The organism is Dictyobacter kobayashii (assembly GCF_003967555.1).
Taxonomy (GTDB): Bacteria; Chloroflexota; Ktedonobacteria; order Ktedonobacterales; family Ktedonobacteraceae; genus Dictyobacter; species Dictyobacter kobayashii.
In genome coordinates this window covers 1,549,426-1,566,513 of record NZ_BIFS01000002.1, presented here as the reverse complement: position 1 = coordinate 1,566,513, position 17,088 = coordinate 1,549,426, and the positions used below count along the sequence as shown (strand labels likewise).

Below are 17,088 nucleotides of genomic sequence, written 5' to 3'. Positions count from 1 at the left end.
TATTACTCTGATGGTTTTACGCTCAGAAATGCACCTAACAATGGTGGGGTTTTCTCCTAACCCTGGTGGGGTTTTCTCCTAACCCTGGTGGGGATTGCATTCTTGAGCACAGTACTTCTGGTATAAGCGTCGATCCCTAGTGTATTTGCTCCCTTGTTTTTAACTGGGGTGCTCAGATTTGACCTCGGTATTCCCTCTTTTTAGGTTTCTATGTATGCATATGGGCATTTTTTATTCTCTTTAAATATCGATTATCTTAAATATTTTTGGCGCTGATGTTATACAAATCATTAATAAATTTTTAGATTGCACATCATAATCAGTAGAATTTGCACCGAACCCTGGTGGGGTTTTGATAGAAAGTTGTGAGGTTTTGTGTATAAGAATGGGTAACGTATTGGCTCGCTATTATTGCAAAAATGCACCGAACCCTGGTGGGGTTTTTTATGCGAACCTTTGATGGAAATGCACCGAACCCTGGTGGGGTTTGATAAGCTAGATTTGCGCGTAAATGCACCGAACCCTGGTGGGGTTTTTGTAAGAGCTGTCAATAAAAACGCACCGAACCCTGGTGGGGTTCTAGATTCTTATCTTTGCTAAAAATGCACCGAACCCTGGTGGGTTTTTGTAGGGGCTAGCAATAAAAATGCACCGGACCCTGGTGGGGTTATGCCAGTGGCCTGGTGACTGACCTGATATTATTTTCTTCTGTCTTGGCTTAAAAATGCACCGAACCCTGGTGGGGCTATTCGCGGGGAGATGTTTAGTCATTTTTCTACCTATATATAGGTAGAAATAAAACTGCTGCATTTATTGACCTGACTCTGGTAGAGGATGAAGCTGGGAATGAGCGGATTCTAGGAGCCTGCTGCTTTTTAAAATGCGCCGGACTCCGGTGGGTATTATTGATATGTCACAATGTGATTGTGTTCCTATATATATGTAGCTGCTGGTCTGTTTATTGGGCACATATGAAAACTTTGTATGTATATGTTCCGATTTATATTTTGCTGGAAATACACCGAACCCTGGTGGGGTTTTTATAGGGACTAGCAATAAAAATGCACCGGACCCTGGTGGGGTTATCTGGCTGGATAGCTATTAGAAATGCACCGAACCCTGGTGGGGTTTTTGTCTCACGGTGATTAAAAAATGCACCGAACCCTGGTGGGGTTATCTGGACCAGATTTCTGAAAAATGCGCCGCACCATGGTGGGGTTATCTGGCTGGATAGCTATTAGAAATGCACCGAACCCTGGTGGGGATAAATGTAGTTAAGAAACCAAAAAATGCACCGGACTCTGGTGGGGATCAAACCTACTATAATAGATAGGAATTCTCCCAACCCTGGTGGGGTATTTATTTTAAGTCTGATTTTGTTTTGCGCCTAACTATGGTGGGGTTGTTTCTTGCACTATTCAGGGTGTGGCACCGGCCAGAGATGAGGTATCTAACTGCCTCAACATAAAAAATGCGCCACACCCTGGTGGGGTATAGCGCTGATGTTATTTATTGGCGGGAGATAGGGCCACATCTGAGCTCATTATGAGGTACCATGCAGTCAGATAATGCTCCATACCCCGGTGGGGAACTACTGTGTCTGCTCACGTTCGCGAGTGCGTGTCTTGTTGCGCACGCGTTTGCGCAATGGGTTATTCATCGCTTGGTATTCTTGAATAAGCTTGAGTGGGGGCAAAATTTCCCAACGGGATGCGAGCCAGTCTTTACTCCAGCGTGTCTGGTTCCTGTCTACATCAGTCATGCAGAGTTGCTTTCCAATAATTCCCATGGCTTCTAGTTTTTCCAGTGAGGCCTCTATGCGCGGTACGAAGCGTGAGGTCATGTGCCGCTCATCTACTTCAATCATACTGGCAGCCAACAACTCTGACATCATGATAGGCGTGCTAAAATCACCCTGTTTGGCTTGCTCACGCCAGCGTTCGGTCAGATAGAGTGCTACACGCAGCGCGTAGCGATCATTTTGTGGATTGAGTTTGAAGATCTGGCTATCTACTTCGGCCAGATAGTAGTTCTGATGCTGCTCATAGGTGCTGATCCAGTCACCAGGTGATACCAGAAAGCCAACTATGATTCTTTCGTTGAGTAAGGTTTTGCGGCTAACAACTGAATAGCGCATATATGGACCATCTACTTGAATCGAGACTGATTTGCCTTTGACGGTGATGGTACAATTCCCTCGCACATTGCAGGAGGCTAATAATGCTAGATCTTGTAGCACCCGCTGTTTTTGCTCGGTACGATAGCCGTCTGTGTAACGCTTGTTGGTGCCTGGATGTGCTACCCTGCTATGCTTTTGGACTCCTTGCCATTGAAGGATCTCTTCTAATAAGATAGCGACGCTTCCATTCTTAGAGACGCGGTCATTATGGCGACGAATATTCCAGAGTCCTAACACGATACGTGCAGTCAGAACCGTGCTTTCACTGAGTTGACGAATCTGTTTGAGCGCCTGCGGGATTTCTAGTGGCCTTTCAGGTGTACCTAAGTATACTTCGAGGGTGTTAGAGGCTAAATATGATATTTCTCCATCCCCGGCTTCCACATGTTTTTCTGTGCTAGCGATGCTTCTCGTACAGCCTGATCTGGTCGGTAATTTGTAACCTTAATATTTTCTGGAATATATGGAGTGACGTTTTCAAAGAGTGTGTTTTCACTCTCGATTTCAACCCCATCCAGGATACGCGCAATGTACTCTGTGGCCTCTTCCTCGGTCATGTAATCAGTAATACCTGCAAGGGTCTGATCAAGGAGAGTTGAGAGTTCGTTATCACTTTCAAAATCTTCTGTAAGGAACGCTTCGGTTTCTTCAGTCGGAACGAGATTAAGCTCCTGCTGTTGATGTTTTTCCATCAAAAATCCCCTTCAGGATACTTGGTGTAATGCTACACAAATTTTTACATGATTGCGCAAGGGCTTGCCCTTATTCTTATTGTACCGGTTAATTTCGCTTTCTTTGCGTGCTCTTTTGATATAGTAGCGCACAGGCGATAATAAATATTTCTATTACCTTTTTGTATCTATTTGTGCTTTGTGGGTAGGGTAGCATATTGTATGGCTCTTGTGAAGAGGCTGATCACTGCGTGACAAACTTTTTTTCAAGCGAGAGTCTGTTTTAGAAAGGTGAGTAACGCTTGCCAGGCATGCTCTGTTGCATAAGCATTTCCTTCAGGTGTTCCTCCATAGGCATTTCCTCTTGCATGGGCAATAGTTGTTGGTAGATATGGGTAGCCAATTTTGTGTCCTGCGTCAGCATAGCTTATATGCTGGTGCGGGTAGGGATGATAGTGATTGTTCAGGCGTTCTTCAATCATATCTCCAAACAGGGTGGATGGCCACATTAAGTCTTCTTGCCCTGAAATTATTAGGATTGGCCCACGGATTTTTTCTACCGGTATGCGCGCCTGCTCAAGATATATTTGATTCTGGAGGCTCTCCATATACGCTCGTCGAAAGGCAACAGGCGCCTGTGCCTGGCGCTGGTGTTGAATATATTCTACGAAGGCTGCTGAGGGGTGATAGGGGAGGAACGGTAGTTGTTGACCCCGATAGGTCCAGGATGAGCGTTCTCGGGGATCTTCGTTCGTTGCTCCCAATCCCTGATGTATCAGTGCACTGGGCGCATATGCGATGACGGCATTGATTTCCGGGTATGTGGCTGCTACTAGCAGGGCAGCTTCAGCACCTTTAGATAAACCAATGATAGCAATTTTTTTTGGCTGTACCTCTGGCTGTGTTCGTAACCAGTTGATCGCTTTCTTGAAATATTCTAATGGAATTTCTTGTAGGCGTGCCGGCAATGGTGCCGTACCAAAATAGGTCAGGGCGAGCGTACAGTATCCATGGTCCGCCAGGAGTGCGCTTCTTGATCTCTGCTGACTGACCGCTGGAACCACTTAAGAGTATGAGGCCTGGATGTGGTCCTCTTGTTTTGGGGGTATAGAAGGTTCCCAGTAATCCTTGTGCATTGACGGGCTCTACCCTGGTATCAGGTGCTAAAAAGCTGCGTCTATGTATAATTTCAATATTAGAATATCCTTCGATCTCTGCGTTAATGTAAATGTCCAGCGGTTGTAATGTCGTTTTGGCAAAATAGGTTTTTTTCGGCTCTTCAATTTTTGGATACATGGACATATGAGCCCATCGGATCACATTGGTTGGTAGGTGCCTTTTAATGGACGCTGAGAGCCTACCTGGATGGTCCCTCTTTCATTTGCTTGGAAGGTTGCTGTGGCTTGCCAGGTGATGCCATTGTCGTCTTGTGTTTTTGCGCTGAGTGTTATTTCTTGCCAGGGTGGTAAATGGCTTAGTTGTATGTCTATTTTGCGGTCGATCTGTGCCTGCGGCGGTTCAATGCTTATTTGAATATTGTGATGTTCCGTTGCTTTATCCATTTTAAAATTTGCCTTTTCTGTGCTGCAGATGATAGGTGCCGTCTTACTATAAATCTCTGTCTGCTCTCTCTGTATCTGACCTCTACTTCAATGGAAGCATCTAATTTTTCTGGCTGCTATTGAATTGTGCTACTTTAGTTATACATCTTATGGTCATGTATATGGAAACTAAACGCTAAAAATGTCCGTTATCTCTTTGAATGGTCATCTCTAGATTTTTCTTATAGTTCAAAAAGCCTTTTGATGGTCCTTTTTGAAGTACATATATTGGTCAATTACAGTTGTGGTTAACAGGGTATGCTTATCGTTATAACAGATGTTGATTTGTGGAGACAATTTTGCGACAAATTTATGATCATATTATGACTTGCGCATTCTATCATTGTTTGCAGAATCATCATGATGATTATAATACGTGGGCTGTTATTGATGAGCAAATTGGATGGATGAATCTATGAAGCAAGATGTGATCAATAATAACAATACAATCGAGCAAAAAGCATCTTCTCTCTCCCAATCTCAGACTCTAGTGGGTAAGTTAGCTGTTGCTGAGTCACATGCTCGTATCCCTTACCTGTCTATTAGTTCAAATATTTTATCGACTCTGCTGTTGCGCGTGGCTAGTCGCATCAGCTTTGTGTTGCTTGGTTTCTATCTGGGTGAGCATTTCGCTTCGGCGACGATGGTTGCTTTGGTATTGGAGTCATTCTATATTAGCGAGCTGGCATTGGCTCCAATCGCTGGTAGCCTGTCTGATCGTTTAGGTCGCAAACCATTTCTGTTTCTGGCTCCTGTGCTGGGCGCTTTAGCGGCTCTTTGCCTCATGATGGCCGCCTGGTTCTATCCTCGTCCCGATGCTTCACATCTAGATGGGCATCTGCTGTTGCTGCTTTTGTTGATCCTTTGTGGTCGCTTATTAGAAGGGGCTACAACCGCTCTGAATGCTCCTGCCTGTCTGGGATACATCACGGACACAACTGTAGGGGCTGCTCGTTTGCGTGCTCGCGTTATGACGGCTTTTGAAGTTGCTACTGTTGGGGGACTGGCTCTGGCAATCCCGTTCGGGGGCCAGGTGAGTAAATGGTTGGGCAATGCGGGCTTTTTAATTGTCATTGGTTTACATGTGCTGAATGTTCTGCTTGTTGTTTTCTTTGTAAAGGAGAGCCACCAGCGGGTGCCCCAGTCTGTTCGGCATGGTTCGTTGATGGAAAGTTTGAAGTTGTTGCGTGATAAGTATATTTTCACGTTTTTACCTGCCTGGCTGTCTATAAATACTCTGGTGGGTGCCTGGATTACGTTGATTGTGATTATGCTGACCTATCCTAATCCTGCTGCGGACTTGCGCCATCCTCATCAGTTGTTGTATGGGGGGTTTAGTAAAGATATTGCGACTTTGATTTTCGGAGGCTTTGGCCTGTTTTTTCTGGCTGGTATGGGCGTCTGGATGTTGGTCTTGCCGCGTTTGCGGCGTACAACTATTATGATGATTGGCTTGATCGGTCTGGGCCTGTGTGTGATTTCCCTTACGGCTATTAATGGATTAGGCGAAAACCTTTCAATGCTATCTGATAGTGCTCGGACTACTCTTTGGGTTTTGTTGTCGGTGGTGGTTTTTGGCATTGTCTTGCTGAGTGGGTTTACTCCTGCCTCTTTGACTCAGATGGCTTCAATTTCGGAACGTATGAGAGGGAAGCGCGGCGCTGTAATGGGACTCTACTCGGTCGTCCTGGGGTTGGGCCAATTAATTGGTGCCTCGATTGGTGGCCTGGCTGTAGATCTGGCTGGTTTCTATGGGTTGATGGGGTTCTCAGCTATCCTGGGCGTGCTCTCGTTGATCAGTGTCATCTATATGCGTGTGCATCGCCATGATCTAGTTTGAGGTGCAATCACGCTGCTTCCGTAGTACTGTATGGCTGTTTATTCTGTTTTGAAGAGCTTGCTTGTTGAAAATCCGTTGTGTAGGTGTATAATCAGGTCTAGTGCACCATTTACCTTTTGGTTTGCTGTTGCCCGAATGGTTGAGGAGCGGTTCACAGTTTGTTACTTCTTAATGCTTTCTCACGTGGCTCTTATGGCAGTTGTTTTATCCATTTGGGATAGCAAGATTTAATATGTGAGTCTTGTTGCGGTTGTGAACCGTTACAACAAGAGAAGCGCATGTGGCCTCTTTACATCAGGCTCATGCAGACCTAGAACCTTGAAATTATTAGTGAGGAGATATAGCTAATGGCAGATATCGCATATTGCGTTAAGTGTAAAGAAAAACGCGACATGAAAGAGGCCCACCAGATTACGATGAAGAACGGCAAGCCTGCACTGCAGGGAACATGCGCAGTCTGCGGCACTAAGCTTACTCGTATTCTTTCTAGCCAGAAGGCGTAAAGCTTATCAGACTCAGAAGTCCCATTACTCTTTTAGAGTGTGGGACTTATTTTTTTGCTTAAAATTGAGCTCTAGTGTTGATTGTGAGGGATATGGGATATATTTTTCGTGGCTTCTTTTTGCGTGTGGGTGATGAAGCGACTGCCCTGTCTCTAATGCCATCTATTACACAACAATGGGAAGAGGTGGTTATACGGCTGGTCGATGAGCCTTTTGTGGGCTTGGGGTATGCTTGCCAGAGCAGGCTCGCAGTATTTTTTCCGGGTCGGCAACTGGCAATGTGATGCATATCGAGTCAGGATCTGATCTGCTTGCCTGGAGTAAGTCTGTGCCGGACTTTGTGCTGGTTTATATAGAGGCTGAATGTTATGGAGGCCGATGTGATTATGGTGGCTATGTATGTTGTGATGGTCAATTGCTTGACTCTGTAATGCTCTCAGAGGACAAGGAGGGCCTTTAGAGTATCTACAGCAGTATCTGGCCGTTTCTGATCCGACGCTCTATTTTAAGCCCTTTGTGCGTGGTTTTTTTGCTTGATAAACCTTTGCTTAATAAAAAAGATTCCTTTGCCTTTTCAATGCATCTCCAAGACAAAGGAATCTTTGATGGCTGGCTGACTAGTTCATTTTTGTGATTTGTTTGTGACTACTTGTTGTGGTACCAGTGCTCTGAGTTAAAGAGGTATCTGTGGTATCTTGTTGGGTTTGACCTTGTGAGCTCTGGCCTGGTTGTGTTGGTTGGGTTTGTTGCCCCTGGTACGACTGCGGGGGCTGAGTCGGCTGAGGGCTGGCTGCCCCTGGTTTGACTGTGCCGGCTGGGTTGGCTGTGCCGGCTGGGTTGGCTGTCCTGGTTGACCCTGGGTAGGTGGATTCTGAGCTCCGTTGCAGTTGAAATTAATCTGGTTATTGGCTTTATCAAAAGTTACCTGGCAGGTCTGGTTATTGATTGTTGTTGTGCCTGTGCAACCATTGATGACGGTACCGTTAACTGAGCAGTTAGGTGCTGCTGTGTTTCCTGTTCCTCCTCCATTTCCTCCGCCGTTATTTCCGTTTCCTGCATTTATGGTGGCGTTAATGGCTACTCCGTTTCCATCTGTCGTAACCTGGATCGGATTTTGTACATTGAGTAGGCCTGTGCAATTCAATCCATTTTGTCCGAATGCGGTGTTGAAGCGCTGTGCCAGGAATGTGAATAGTGAATTGGCGGCGGCTGGATCAGGTGATGGTCGGTTCTTGGTAAATTGTGCGTCCAGCTGAATGCGGGCTGGTGCTATGTTGAGATAGTTTTTACAATAGGTTGTTGTATTGCCGTTGTTGGTGTTGTTGATGACTGGTTGGTCGACTCCTCGGCGATACAGGTTGGTTTTATTGTTATCGGCATTGTTGTTGTTCAGGGTCATTGGATCTCCCAGTGGCACGAGAGCCATGGGGGCTCCCTGGTGGGCAGCCGCTTGTATTTCGTTGAGGGGTAAGGCTGGCACCATTTTGCCGTTGTCAGCGAGGTCTGGTGCCGTCCAGGGCTGGCAGTTGAGGGCTCCATCTAATGCAACGTCTAGCAGGCGGTTGTCGCTAGCGTTAACCTGGGTCTGGGCGTTTTGTAGGGCTGCTACGTTGGCGGCTGTGTTTTGGGCTATTGTGCCATTGCCGGTGATCAGATACGTGGTGGTGACGTTGTCGCTCTGGTCCATGTCGATGACACTGAAATCACGTACCGTGGGACATGCCATGCCGTCAGCGGCTGTTCCTAGCGCCGGTGGGGTGAGTTGTCCGCGGCGAATAGCGTTGTTGGCGGCTGCGAAGAATGCTCGGGCGTTACAGTAGGCAAATTGACCAAAGATCGAGTTGTTGGCTCCGTTGGTACAACGTCCCATCGCCAGGCTGTTGTTTTGGCCTTGTAGTGTCAGGTTGTTGCCGTTAAAGCCAAACCAGAGTCCAACAATGGCATTAACTGGTAGGTTTGGTACGACCGGTTGGGCTGCGGGCTGTGTACCTTGATCGATGATCAATGGGTTGTAGACAGATATTTGTCCTGTAGCGGGGTCAATGACGGCTCCTTGCACAAAGGCTGCTTGTCCTGCGTTGGCTTCATTACAGGGGCCCATATTAGGATCGGTAGCAACCAGTTGATAAGGTGTGGCCAGTCCTTTGGCGCTCAGTGGATTGGGTGGAACTATAAGGGAGCAGTTCATATTGGCGTTGGCCGCATGCGAATTTATACGTGGCACGATGACCACAATGCCTGCAATCAAAATGATGATCAGTGGCACGCTGATGCCGATTAACATCAGTGGTGAAAAACGTTTTGGACGTCGAGGTTTGAGTGACTCTGGTCCCACGTTGCGCTTTGGTCTGATCTGTGTTTGCACGGTTTTAAAAACCCCTTTCAACTTCTGTGCGAGCATTTTTCTTCTACTGTAGCTTCTCAATCTTTCAGTCAGCTGCTAATAGACAACCGCTTGTCCGCTTTTGTAGTTGTACTATTGCATGATCACTTGCCTTAAAATATTGTTGGCCCATTGGCAAGCTGTTGCTGGTCTCTCTTTGCCCTTTGCTGATTTTCCTCATCCGGACTTTTTGCCATTCTCCAATGCTAGAGAATAGAAGAATGTATATGATTGCGTTTCCTCTTCTCTCAATTTTTGTATGCCTTTTTTTGAGCTTTCCCTTCCGTCCATCTGCATCTGCTAGAAATATATATCTGCATACTTTTATGTTTTGAGATGGCTTGAATTATTCTGGTGCCTTTTGATGAGGAACTGTTTAGGATAGTATCATGTTTTATGGGATATTTGTGCTTAGTGGTGGAGAAAGTGATATAAAAGTACCAATTTGGGTGGAGATATCTTAACCTGGATCGGCTCGCTATAGGGAATTAGTACTGATAAGTTGAGCTTTTTCTTTCTGTGTGAGCTATTCAGGATTTACATAATCCTGGCACTTTATAGGTTGTGCAATTGCTCTGCGGGACCTTCTTCACTTTTTCTTTAAAGCCAGTAGTTAGCTAAAAACTGACTACTGGCTTTGAATAGTATCTTTGGAGCTAGGTGGTTGTTTTTGTTTGACTCTGCCAGAAAGATGGAATGGATATATTTAATTATTGAAGGTGAAAGGCGATTTGAATTGTTTTTTTGTCGGGATTGAGGATTGGGCGGTATCTGGTGCCTCCGTGGCTATGGGTGCGCAGCTCAAGCCTTTGGCCTGGGCAATTTTTTGCGCCCAGATTAGCTCTTCGGAAAAGCGCTTTATACTGGGGAAGCGTTTGCCTGGATCTTTTTCGAGTGTGCGTCGGATAACTTGCTCGATGTTGGCGGGACAGTCCATGCCTCGTTCTTTGAGGGCTGGTGGTACGACAAATAAGTGTTGATGGGTGATCTCATAGAAGGTGCCGTTGAAGGGCCAATCTCCGCTGAGCCATTCGTATACCATGATCCCCAATGCATATTGATCGCTGTTTCGACAAGGTTTACCTTGTAGCTGTTCGGGGGCGGCGTATGGTGCAGTGCCTTCAAATTCACGTAAAGATGCATGAATGGGGCTCAGACTGTGGGAGATAATAGTGGTGCCAAAATCACTGAGCATTATCTCGTTGTTCTTGCCTAGCAAGAGGTTGTGCGGTTTGATGTCCCGGTGTACCAGTCCAAGGCTGTGTATATATTGAATGGCGAGCGTGATTTGTTGCACATATTCAATAATTGTTTCTAGCTCCACCCGTGTGCCACGAGGATGCCGCTGACGCAAGTTCCCATTCGGGGCATATTTCATGACTAGAAATGCTACCTCGTCTTCTATGCCAAAGTCCAGGATCGGGACTATATTGGGGTGATCGAGGTGTGTCAGGGCTGCGGTCTGGGTGAGAAATTTTTCCGCGTTTTCGCCGGTCCAGCGCCCATAGAGAAGCTTGATTGCCACGTGAGTCTGATCTTGAATGTTTTCGGCAAGATAAACTTCTGATAGGTCGCTTTTACCTAACAGTTGCTTGATGTGATAGTGACTAATATATTGATATGTATACTGGCATTCATTCATGAAATACCAAATTTCATTGTAGCTGGTTCAAAAATAAAGTCTGGTGTCTGTCTATTGCTGTTTTTCGTTTGCTTCATTTCTCTCAGCCATACAATTTTGCTGTTGTTGTTTGAGATAAGTGATGTAAATTTTCTTCAGTTTTGCTGGTTATGCTTTATCGTTTACATGCAACAGAAACATTACTGCGATTGTACTTGCTGTTTGGAAAGCTTGTCAACTAACAAAGGACGACTATCCTATCAGGATGAGTTTACCCTCTGGTTGCTTTTTAAAATTGCTTTTTTGTAGCATCCTCTCTTTGCTCTGGCGGATGCGGATGCGGCTATCGAGAAAAATATTTTTGTGGCCTTTCACTTTCTTTTTGCGGCAAGCTAAATCTGCTATTCTTATCGCAGCCTTGCTGGCTGGCGTTGAGGTGGTTGGTGCTGCGCTTTGCTAGTACCCGCTATGCCGCAAAGGCTGAACTTACTCTTGATTCTTGACATTTTTTGACTGAATAGTTAAAATGTTGACCGGAGAGTCATAAATTAAAAGTAATAGTCACAGCAATTACCAGGTTCAGCCGATTAAGCAAGGAGGCAGTCATATGAAGACGCCGGAGCATCGTTCTCTTAAGGAAAAGCAGCGCCAGGAGCGTGAAGATCTTATTTTGCAGGTTGCGCAAGATGTTGTTTTGGAAAAGGGTTATCGTGATACTTCCATGGATGAGATTGCTGCTCGTGTTGGCATTGCCAAGGGCACGCTCTATCTCCATTTTGCAAAAAAAGAGGATTTGATGTTCGCTTTTTTTGAACGTGAGATGCAGAAATTTCTTCAAGCAGTCGAGCAGCCTGTCTCTACTGAGTTGAGTGCTCAGGCAAAATTAGAATCTATTGTCAGTATCATGCATAAGGATCATACGGGGAAACGGGGAAATCTTTTATATATTCTTTTTAATAGCGAAGATTTTAAAATTACTTTGCAGCAGAAATCGTTGGATACGCTGCAGCGTATTTCGGCTAAGGTCAGGTCCTATTTAGAGGAGGGGAAGGCGCGCGGCGAGTTTGATCCTGCTATTCCTACCAGTATTATGCTCAGTAGTTTCTTTAGTGTGCTCTCTCCACGTGCTCATCGCCAGTTGTTCCAGCTTGAAGAGTTTTCGCATGATGAAGTTATGTTCTTTGTGCAAAAAATATATTTTCGTGGTATTGCTAAACCTGCAATTGTTTCTTAAGTCAGCCTCGATGTTCAGCAATACACTTGTCTGGTCGGGAATTGTGTGACTCGTTATATCCATAATTATGCATATTATTTGTCTGAGATAGAGTCTCTATTGATGTATATATGCATCAATAGAGACTCTATTGTTTTATTTGTGGTTACCGTATTGTTTGAGCCAGCTTGAGATTAAAATATAAGCCAGGCTGGAGGGTGGTGGTAACTCTGGTAGTGCATCGGGACTAAACCAGTGTACATCGTCGAGCTCGTTGTCCTGGGGCTCTACGGCGCCACTTTTGTAGCGTGCCATGAAGCCTACCATTAATTGACTGGGAAATGGCCAGGGCTGGCTGTTCATATATTGCAGTTCTTCAATTTCGATGCCCGCTTCTTCTTTGACTTCGCGGTGTACACATTCTTCGAGCGTCTCTCCTGGTTCTACGAAGCCTGCAATGAGTCCATAACGTTTGCCCCAGCCGGGTTTATGGGCCATTAGCATGCGTTTTCCATCATGAATCAGTACGATAATCGCTGGGATAACAGGTGGGTAGCCGGTGTAATCTCCTCGGGTGCAAGTTCTGCCCCAACCGCCTTCAACTGATACCATTGGGGAACCGCAGACTGGGCAGTAACGGCTGGTTTGATGCCAATTTATTAGTTGAGACGCATACGTTGCAATATTATATTCGATACCAGATAGCTGACTATAGAGTTCTCGCAATCCAATGGCTTTCCAGCCTGCAGGCAATGTTTCATCGGGGTCTATAGCGCAGGCTATGCATGGCTGCCCTTTGAAGCGCCCAAAATAGAGCAGTTCTTCGTGTTTTATATTGGCTAAAAGGTTTTTTTCTCCTTGCAATAAAGTAATATTTTGACCCTGGGCTTTTACCAGGAATCTTTGTTTTTGAAAAGGAAACCATAAGGCTGGACCAGGTGGAATAGGTTGTGGTGGATAGACGCGCTCAAAATCATTATTTATATGCGTATTGTCTGCTATGTTTTCTGTGTTCGCCATTGTATACCCCTATACATTCTCTTGTAGGTAGTCTGGTAACCGGGAGACGAGATAGTGCTGGTGGTTAGCCTGGCTTGCTCTACTTTTTATATATGCCATCTCTATAGCTGCCAATGCGGCTTCATTAACTGAGTTCATAGTATCACAAGTCTGCTCTAGCATACAGTACGTTCCAGTTGTCGCAGGGCTTTTTCATGTTCCTCTTTGGCGCCTGCGGCTGCCCACCACACATACTCCACCGATGAAAGAAGGTCCATCGTATCGCTTGTTCGTGATCTCTCTACGAGCTCTGGACGAAGCTAAAAAAGCCCTGCAATTGTGGAACACCGCCCCCACTCCCAGCGCCACCGCAGACGGCAGAGCGGTAGAGCCAGTTGTGAAGCAGGGGGAATAACAAAAGACAGAGAAACCGCTTGACATATTAATCAAACTTGAATTATCATACCCCATATAAATCATTTAGAGTACAAATTTTATGTTGTACTTTGAAGATTATTGATTCATATAAAACATATATATTAATATAAAGACATGCAATTTCCAGGTTTATGTGATTGAGGGGTTGGAGGTGTCTTTTGGAGCAATATGCATTGTATACACACCCATTATCTAACAGGGATGATACTCTCGCTCTACGTATAGTTTCTTTATCATCCCAGAATCCTGCTTTTTATCCTTCTATATCTGCAGCCTTACAGGCTTCTATCAGTGGCGATACCATTCTGGTTGAGCCTGGTACCTATCGCGAGTCTCTGGTTATTGATAAAGCTGTATCTCTGGTGGGTAATGGTGGCTCTACTAAGGTCGTTATCGAAAGTATTGATCTCCCCTGTCTTTCTCTCCAGGCAAATGCTATTCGTGTTGAAGGTTTCACTTTACGTAATCACCTGGCTGTACAGCCCAATCAATATGGGGTTGTGGATGTCTCTTCTGGACAGGTAGAAATTGTGGATTGTGATCTCTCTTCAGCTTCTTATGCCTGTCTGGTTGTCTCTGGATCATCTGCGGCTGCCAATCTTCGACATTGCCATATTCATGATAGTGATGGCTATGGGGTGCTTGTATGCATGGTGGGAAGCTGTAAGCTTGAGCAGTGTACTATTCAGGGAAATGCCCAGGCTGAGGTGGCGGCGCTTCAGAATAGTGATCTGTCACTGCAGGATTGTACTTTGTGTCATGGTAGGGGTTATGGCGTTCTGATTGATGGCTGTAGCCAGGGGCGGCTCTTGCGTTGTGATATCTATGATAATGCCCAGCCCGGAGTTGCGGTATATCAAGAGAGTGTCGCGGATCTCCTGGCCTGTAAGTTGCATCATGGGCGGGCGAGCGGGGTGACGTTCTGTCAGCAGGCTCGTGGCTTGGTACAGGATTGTGAGGCGTATGCGAATATTGGTTCCGCTATTGAGGTGAAGCAGCAGAGTACTCCTACCATTCGCTCGTGCAAGATTTATAAGGGGAAGTGGTCCGGTATTTTTGTGGGCGATGCCAGCCAGGGGATCATCGAGGATTGTGAGATCTTTGATAATGTGATGGCGGGTATTGAGGTGGCGTGGGAGAGTAATCCTATCATTCGCCATTGCCAGATTCATCGTCATTCTTATCAGGGCATCGCTGTTTTTCAGGGTGGCCGAGGCATTGTTGCTGATTGTGATCTTAGTCAGAATGTGCTTGGCTCTATCTCGGTTGAACCTGGCTCTCTGGTTTATCAAGAACGTAATAGTGGGTAAACTGGAGGCCCATTTGATTTCCCCGCTAAGCATTGATTGCTCCTTTTCCACATTAATCTGGTGTTTATCCCCTTGTATTTTCCTTTTTTGCTTCCTATAATATATATGACATAGATATCTATGTCATATATTGGATTGATGAATAGGTCTGTCCTGCGGAATAGGAGGTTTGCTGGATGCAGAAAGGGATTTTCAGATGTCCGCTACTTTTAATCAACCAGAGATAAATAGGAAAGAGGCTCTAAGGGATCTGGTGATTAGTTTGTTGATAAATGTTGCTGTTCCTCTTCTTCTGGTCTATCTTATGACGACCTACCTGCGGTTTAGTGAACTGGTGGCGTTGAGTGTTGGTTCGATCGTTCCCATTATCCATAGTGTCCTTGAACTGGCCCGTAAGCGTCGCCTGGACCTGGTTGCGGTTTTCTTTTTATTAGGGGTGCTGACGAATGTTGTGGCTATCTTCCTCGGCGGTAATCCTCAGCTGTTGGTAATTCGGGAATCCTTTTTTACAGGAGCCCTTGGCCTGTTTTGTTTGCTTTCTCTGTTGGTGATGCCTCGACCGTTGATGTTTTATGTCGGTCGACAGATGATGGTGGGCAATGATCCTGTGCGCATTCAACGCTTCAATGCTAGCTGGCAGGATCGTTATGTGCGTTCTGTTCATCGCATTATTACGATTGTCTGGGGCGTGGCGATGGTGGGTGAGTTCCTTTCACGTGTGCTTATCGCCTATACCTTACCTGTGACGCTAGCTTATGCTATTGGTGTTACGATCCTTACGTGTACCCTGGCCGGGACCTTTGCCTGGACGCTGGCTTATATTCGTTATGCCACTCGTGAGGGGCAGGAACGTAGGGAGCTGGCTCTTCAGGGAGAAGGAGACACTACTAGCTCTTGATAAAGTACGCAAAGGTGTGTAAAATACGTGTCTGTATACACCAAGCGAATTTGGCGAGAGAATTCATGTTTCTGTGAAGACGCTGCAACGATGGGATCGGCAAGGGGTGCTCAAAGCCCACCGCACCGCGACGAACCGGTGATACTACACGCAAGAAGACCTCCTCTTGATCCTCCCCCAGGAAGCGGGGCGAGACAGCGCATCATTGCCTATTGCCGCGTCTCAGTGTGGCGCAAAAGCCGGACCTGGAAAACCAGCGAAGGATACTGGCCGAGTTTTGTGAAGCGAACAGCACAAGTTTACCACCGAATTGGCACGGACCGCTGGAGGGATTGGCATCGAAGATCTCCACATCTTGGGGATGATGGCGAACCGCAAGCTTTCCCGTGCCGTTGCTGATGCGGCGATGGGACAACTCTTGCAGTTTTTGAAAACCAAAGTGACGGCCTCTGGTGGAAATCTCTTCATCGCCTCGCGCTGGTTTCCTTCCACCAAACGCTGTTCGTGTTGTGGACACGTCAAAAAGCGTATGCCGCTCAAACATCGTACCTATCAATGCCTGGTTTGTAAACTCGTCTTGGACCGCGATCTGAGTGCCGCGTTAAATCTTGCGTGGTTCGCTACCGACATGCTTCGCCAACTTTCTGCCTAAAGTTGGCCGTCCTGGGCAGTGGCTACGACCGGACGTAAAATGCCTGTGGAGCCAATGTGAGACCGAAACGGGAGGGCTGATCCAAAGGTTCCCGTGCTCTGGCAACTGGCTGTGAAGCAGGAAAAACTGACCGTTCAGACATGTCTTGCACATGTTTGAGTATGAGAAAGGTAGCAGAGTAGGGTTTATGGTAGAGAGTTGATCATTATGGGGAAAGAAAATAAAAGCAGGTATGCATTGCTGGGGATTTTAAGTCTGGCTCCTATGTCTGGTTATGACTTAAAAAAAATGACTTCTTATAGTATCGGCCATTTTTGGAATGAGAGTTATCCGCAGATTTATCCAATGCTGAAGCAGTTGGAGTCCGAGGGCTTGACTACCAGTATTGTGGAGCGGCAGGAGGGTAAGCCTGACCGGCGTGTGTATACCTTGACTGATACGGGCTGGGAGGCTTTGCGGCTCTGGCTGGGTGAGCCTTTTGAATATCAGGTTGAGCGTAATGAACTGTTGCTTAAACTGTTCTTTGGTGGTCTGGTGCCTTCGACTATTAGTGTTGAACATGTGGAACGCCATCGTAGATTACAATTGGAGGCTCTGCACCACTATGAACAGGTTGAGTTTGAATTGCAGCGCGACTGGCCTACACATCCACAACTTCCTTACTGGCTTATGACATTGAGTGCGGGAAAATATATATCCCAGGCTATTGTCTCCTGGTGTGAGGAGACCCTGCTTAAATTGGAAAAGCTTTAATTCTCTCTCTTTGATTTTTTTGCTGCG

The 17,088-nt window shown here is 46.1% G+C and carries 15 protein-coding genes and 2 pseudogenes; 10 read left to right on the top strand and 7 right to left on the bottom strand.

The features are described 5' to 3' along the window. Nucleotides 1-1,591: 1,591 nt before the first annotated feature. The 4 genes from EL645_RS33340 to EL645_RS33325 form a co-directional block, all read right to left on the bottom strand. Complete coding sequence (locus tag EL645_RS33340) at nucleotides 1,592-2,563, bottom strand: hypothetical protein (protein ID WP_126556771.1); 972 nt, start codon at nucleotides 2,561-2,563, stop codon at nucleotides 1,592-1,594. Beyond that, on the bottom strand, nucleotides 2,530-2,871 hold the full coding sequence (locus EL645_RS33335; protein WP_126556770.1) for a hypothetical protein: 342 nt from the start codon (nucleotides 2,869-2,871) through the stop codon (nucleotides 2,530-2,532). The genes EL645_RS33340 and EL645_RS33335 overlap by 34 nt, the downstream gene beginning before the upstream one ends. Nucleotides 2,872-3,116: 245 nt before the next feature. After that, nucleotides 3,117-3,914 carry an acyl-CoA thioester hydrolase/BAAT C-terminal domain-containing protein gene (locus EL645_RS33330; protein WP_126556769.1) on the bottom strand — a complete coding sequence of 266 codons (798 nt, stop codon included), beginning with the start codon at nucleotides 3,912-3,914 and terminating at the stop codon, nucleotides 3,117-3,119. A gap of 252 nt (nucleotides 3,915-4,166) precedes the next feature. After that, the gene (locus tag EL645_RS33325; RefSeq protein ID WP_126556768.1) at nucleotides 4,167-4,412 is read right to left on the bottom strand and encodes an acyl-CoA thioesterase/BAAT N-terminal domain-containing protein; all 246 of its coding nucleotides are present in this window, start codon (nucleotides 4,410-4,412) and stop codon (nucleotides 4,167-4,169) included. A gap of 454 nt (nucleotides 4,413-4,866) precedes the next feature. Here EL645_RS33325 and EL645_RS33320 point away from each other — a divergent pair, with 454 nt between their 5' ends. From EL645_RS33320 to EL645_RS33315, 3 genes are all read left to right on the top strand, one after another. Continuing rightward, a complete protein-coding gene (locus EL645_RS33320; protein WP_161977902.1) occupies nucleotides 4,867-6,291 on the top strand; it encodes an MFS transporter in 1,425 nt (474 codons plus the stop codon). Between the two features lie 347 nt (nucleotides 6,292-6,638). Next, nucleotides 6,639-6,794, top strand: a complete 156-nt coding sequence (locus EL645_RS40105; protein WP_170207753.1) for a DUF5679 domain-containing protein — start codon at nucleotides 6,639-6,641, stop codon at nucleotides 6,792-6,794. 92 nt (nucleotides 6,795-6,886) lie between these two features. Continuing rightward, nucleotides 6,887-7,078: a hypothetical protein gene (locus EL645_RS33315; RefSeq protein ID WP_126556766.1), complete on the top strand. Its 192-nt coding sequence runs from the start codon at nucleotides 6,887-6,889 to the stop codon at nucleotides 7,076-7,078. Nucleotides 7,079-7,467: 389 nt separating this feature from the next. On the opposite strand, the gene EL645_RS33310 is transcribed toward EL645_RS33315, so the two are convergent. Together EL645_RS33310 and EL645_RS33305 are read right to left on the bottom strand one after the other, a co-directional pair. After that, nucleotides 7,468-9,159, bottom strand: a complete 1,692-nt coding sequence (locus EL645_RS33310) for a hypothetical protein (protein ID WP_174845329.1) — start codon at nucleotides 9,157-9,159, stop codon at nucleotides 7,468-7,470. Nucleotides 9,160-9,883: 724 nt separating this feature from the next. Further along, complete coding sequence (locus EL645_RS33305; RefSeq protein ID WP_126556765.1) at nucleotides 9,884-10,819, bottom strand: serine/threonine protein kinase; 936 nt, start codon at nucleotides 10,817-10,819, stop codon at nucleotides 9,884-9,886. Nucleotides 10,820-11,405: 586 nt separating this feature from the next. On the opposite strand from EL645_RS33305, the gene EL645_RS33300 reads away from it, so the two are divergent. Continuing rightward, nucleotides 11,406-12,032, top strand: coding sequence for a TetR/AcrR family transcriptional regulator (locus tag EL645_RS33300; protein ID WP_126556764.1), 627 nt, complete (start codon nucleotides 11,406-11,408; stop codon nucleotides 12,030-12,032). A gap of 135 nt (nucleotides 12,033-12,167) precedes the next feature. On the opposite strand, the gene nudC is transcribed toward EL645_RS33300, so the two are convergent. After that, nucleotides 12,168-13,031, bottom strand: coding sequence for an NAD(+) diphosphatase (gene nudC / locus EL645_RS33295; protein WP_126556763.1), 864 nt, complete (start codon nucleotides 13,029-13,031; stop codon nucleotides 12,168-12,170). Between the two features lie 590 nt (nucleotides 13,032-13,621). Between nudC and EL645_RS33290 the strand changes: the two genes are divergently transcribed. From EL645_RS33290 to EL645_RS33270, 6 genes and pseudogenes are all read left to right on the top strand, one after another. Then, nucleotides 13,622-14,758, top strand: a complete 1,137-nt coding sequence (locus EL645_RS33290; RefSeq protein ID WP_161977901.1) for a right-handed parallel beta-helix repeat-containing protein — start codon at nucleotides 13,622-13,624, stop codon at nucleotides 14,756-14,758. Nucleotides 14,759-14,954: 196 nt separating this feature from the next. Beyond that, on the top strand, nucleotides 14,955-15,656 hold the full coding sequence (locus EL645_RS33285; RefSeq protein ID WP_126556761.1) for a VC0807 family protein: 702 nt from the start codon (nucleotides 14,955-14,957) through the stop codon (nucleotides 15,654-15,656). A gap of 31 nt (nucleotides 15,657-15,687) precedes the next feature. Then, complete coding sequence (locus EL645_RS33280) at nucleotides 15,688-15,798, top strand: MerR family DNA-binding transcriptional regulator (RefSeq protein WP_218032311.1); 111 nt, start codon at nucleotides 15,688-15,690, stop codon at nucleotides 15,796-15,798. Between the two features lie 53 nt (nucleotides 15,799-15,851). Then, nucleotides 15,852-15,943: pseudogene (locus tag EL645_RS46280) on the top strand (IS607 family transposase); the annotation flags it as partial. A 2-nt stretch (nucleotides 15,944-15,945) separates the two neighbouring features. After that, nucleotides 15,946-16,308 (top strand): annotated as a pseudogene (locus EL645_RS33275) (RNA-guided endonuclease InsQ/TnpB family protein); the annotation flags it as partial. Nucleotides 16,309-16,515: 207 nt separating this feature from the next. Beyond that, complete coding sequence (locus tag EL645_RS33270) at nucleotides 16,516-17,061, top strand: PadR family transcriptional regulator (protein ID WP_126556760.1); 546 nt, start codon at nucleotides 16,516-16,518, stop codon at nucleotides 17,059-17,061. Nucleotides 17,062-17,088: the final 27 nt, after the last annotated feature.

Coding starts and splice junctions, on each gene's coding strand:
- EL645_RS33335 (WP_126556770.1), bottom strand. CDS start 2,871: ATGGAAAAACATCAACAGCAGGAGCTTAATCTCGTTCCGACTGAAGAA.
- EL645_RS33300 (WP_126556764.1), top strand. CDS start 11,406: ATGAAGACGCCGGAGCATCGTTCTCTTAAGGAAAAGCAGCGCCAGGAG.
- EL645_RS33285 (WP_126556761.1), top strand. CDS start 14,955: ATGTCCGCTACTTTTAATCAACCAGAGATAAATAGGAAAGAGGCTCTA.
- EL645_RS33315 (WP_126556766.1), top strand. CDS start 6,887: ATGGGATATATTTTTCGTGGCTTCTTTTTGCGTGTGGGTGATGAAGCG.
- nudC (WP_126556763.1), bottom strand. CDS start 13,031: ATGGCGAACACAGAAAACATAGCAGACAATACGCATATAAATAATGAT.
- EL645_RS33320 (WP_161977902.1), top strand. CDS start 4,867: ATGAAGCAAGATGTGATCAATAATAACAATACAATCGAGCAAAAAGCA.
- EL645_RS33270 (WP_126556760.1), top strand. CDS start 16,516: ATGGGGAAAGAAAATAAAAGCAGGTATGCATTGCTGGGGATTTTAAGT.
- EL645_RS33325 (WP_126556768.1), bottom strand. CDS start 4,412: ATGGATAAAGCAACGGAACATCACAATATTCAAATAAGCATTGAACCG.
- EL645_RS40105 (WP_170207753.1), top strand. CDS start 6,639: ATGGCAGATATCGCATATTGCGTTAAGTGTAAAGAAAAACGCGACATG.
- EL645_RS33305 (WP_126556765.1), bottom strand. CDS start 10,819: ATGAATGAATGCCAGTATACATATCAATATATTAGTCACTATCACATC.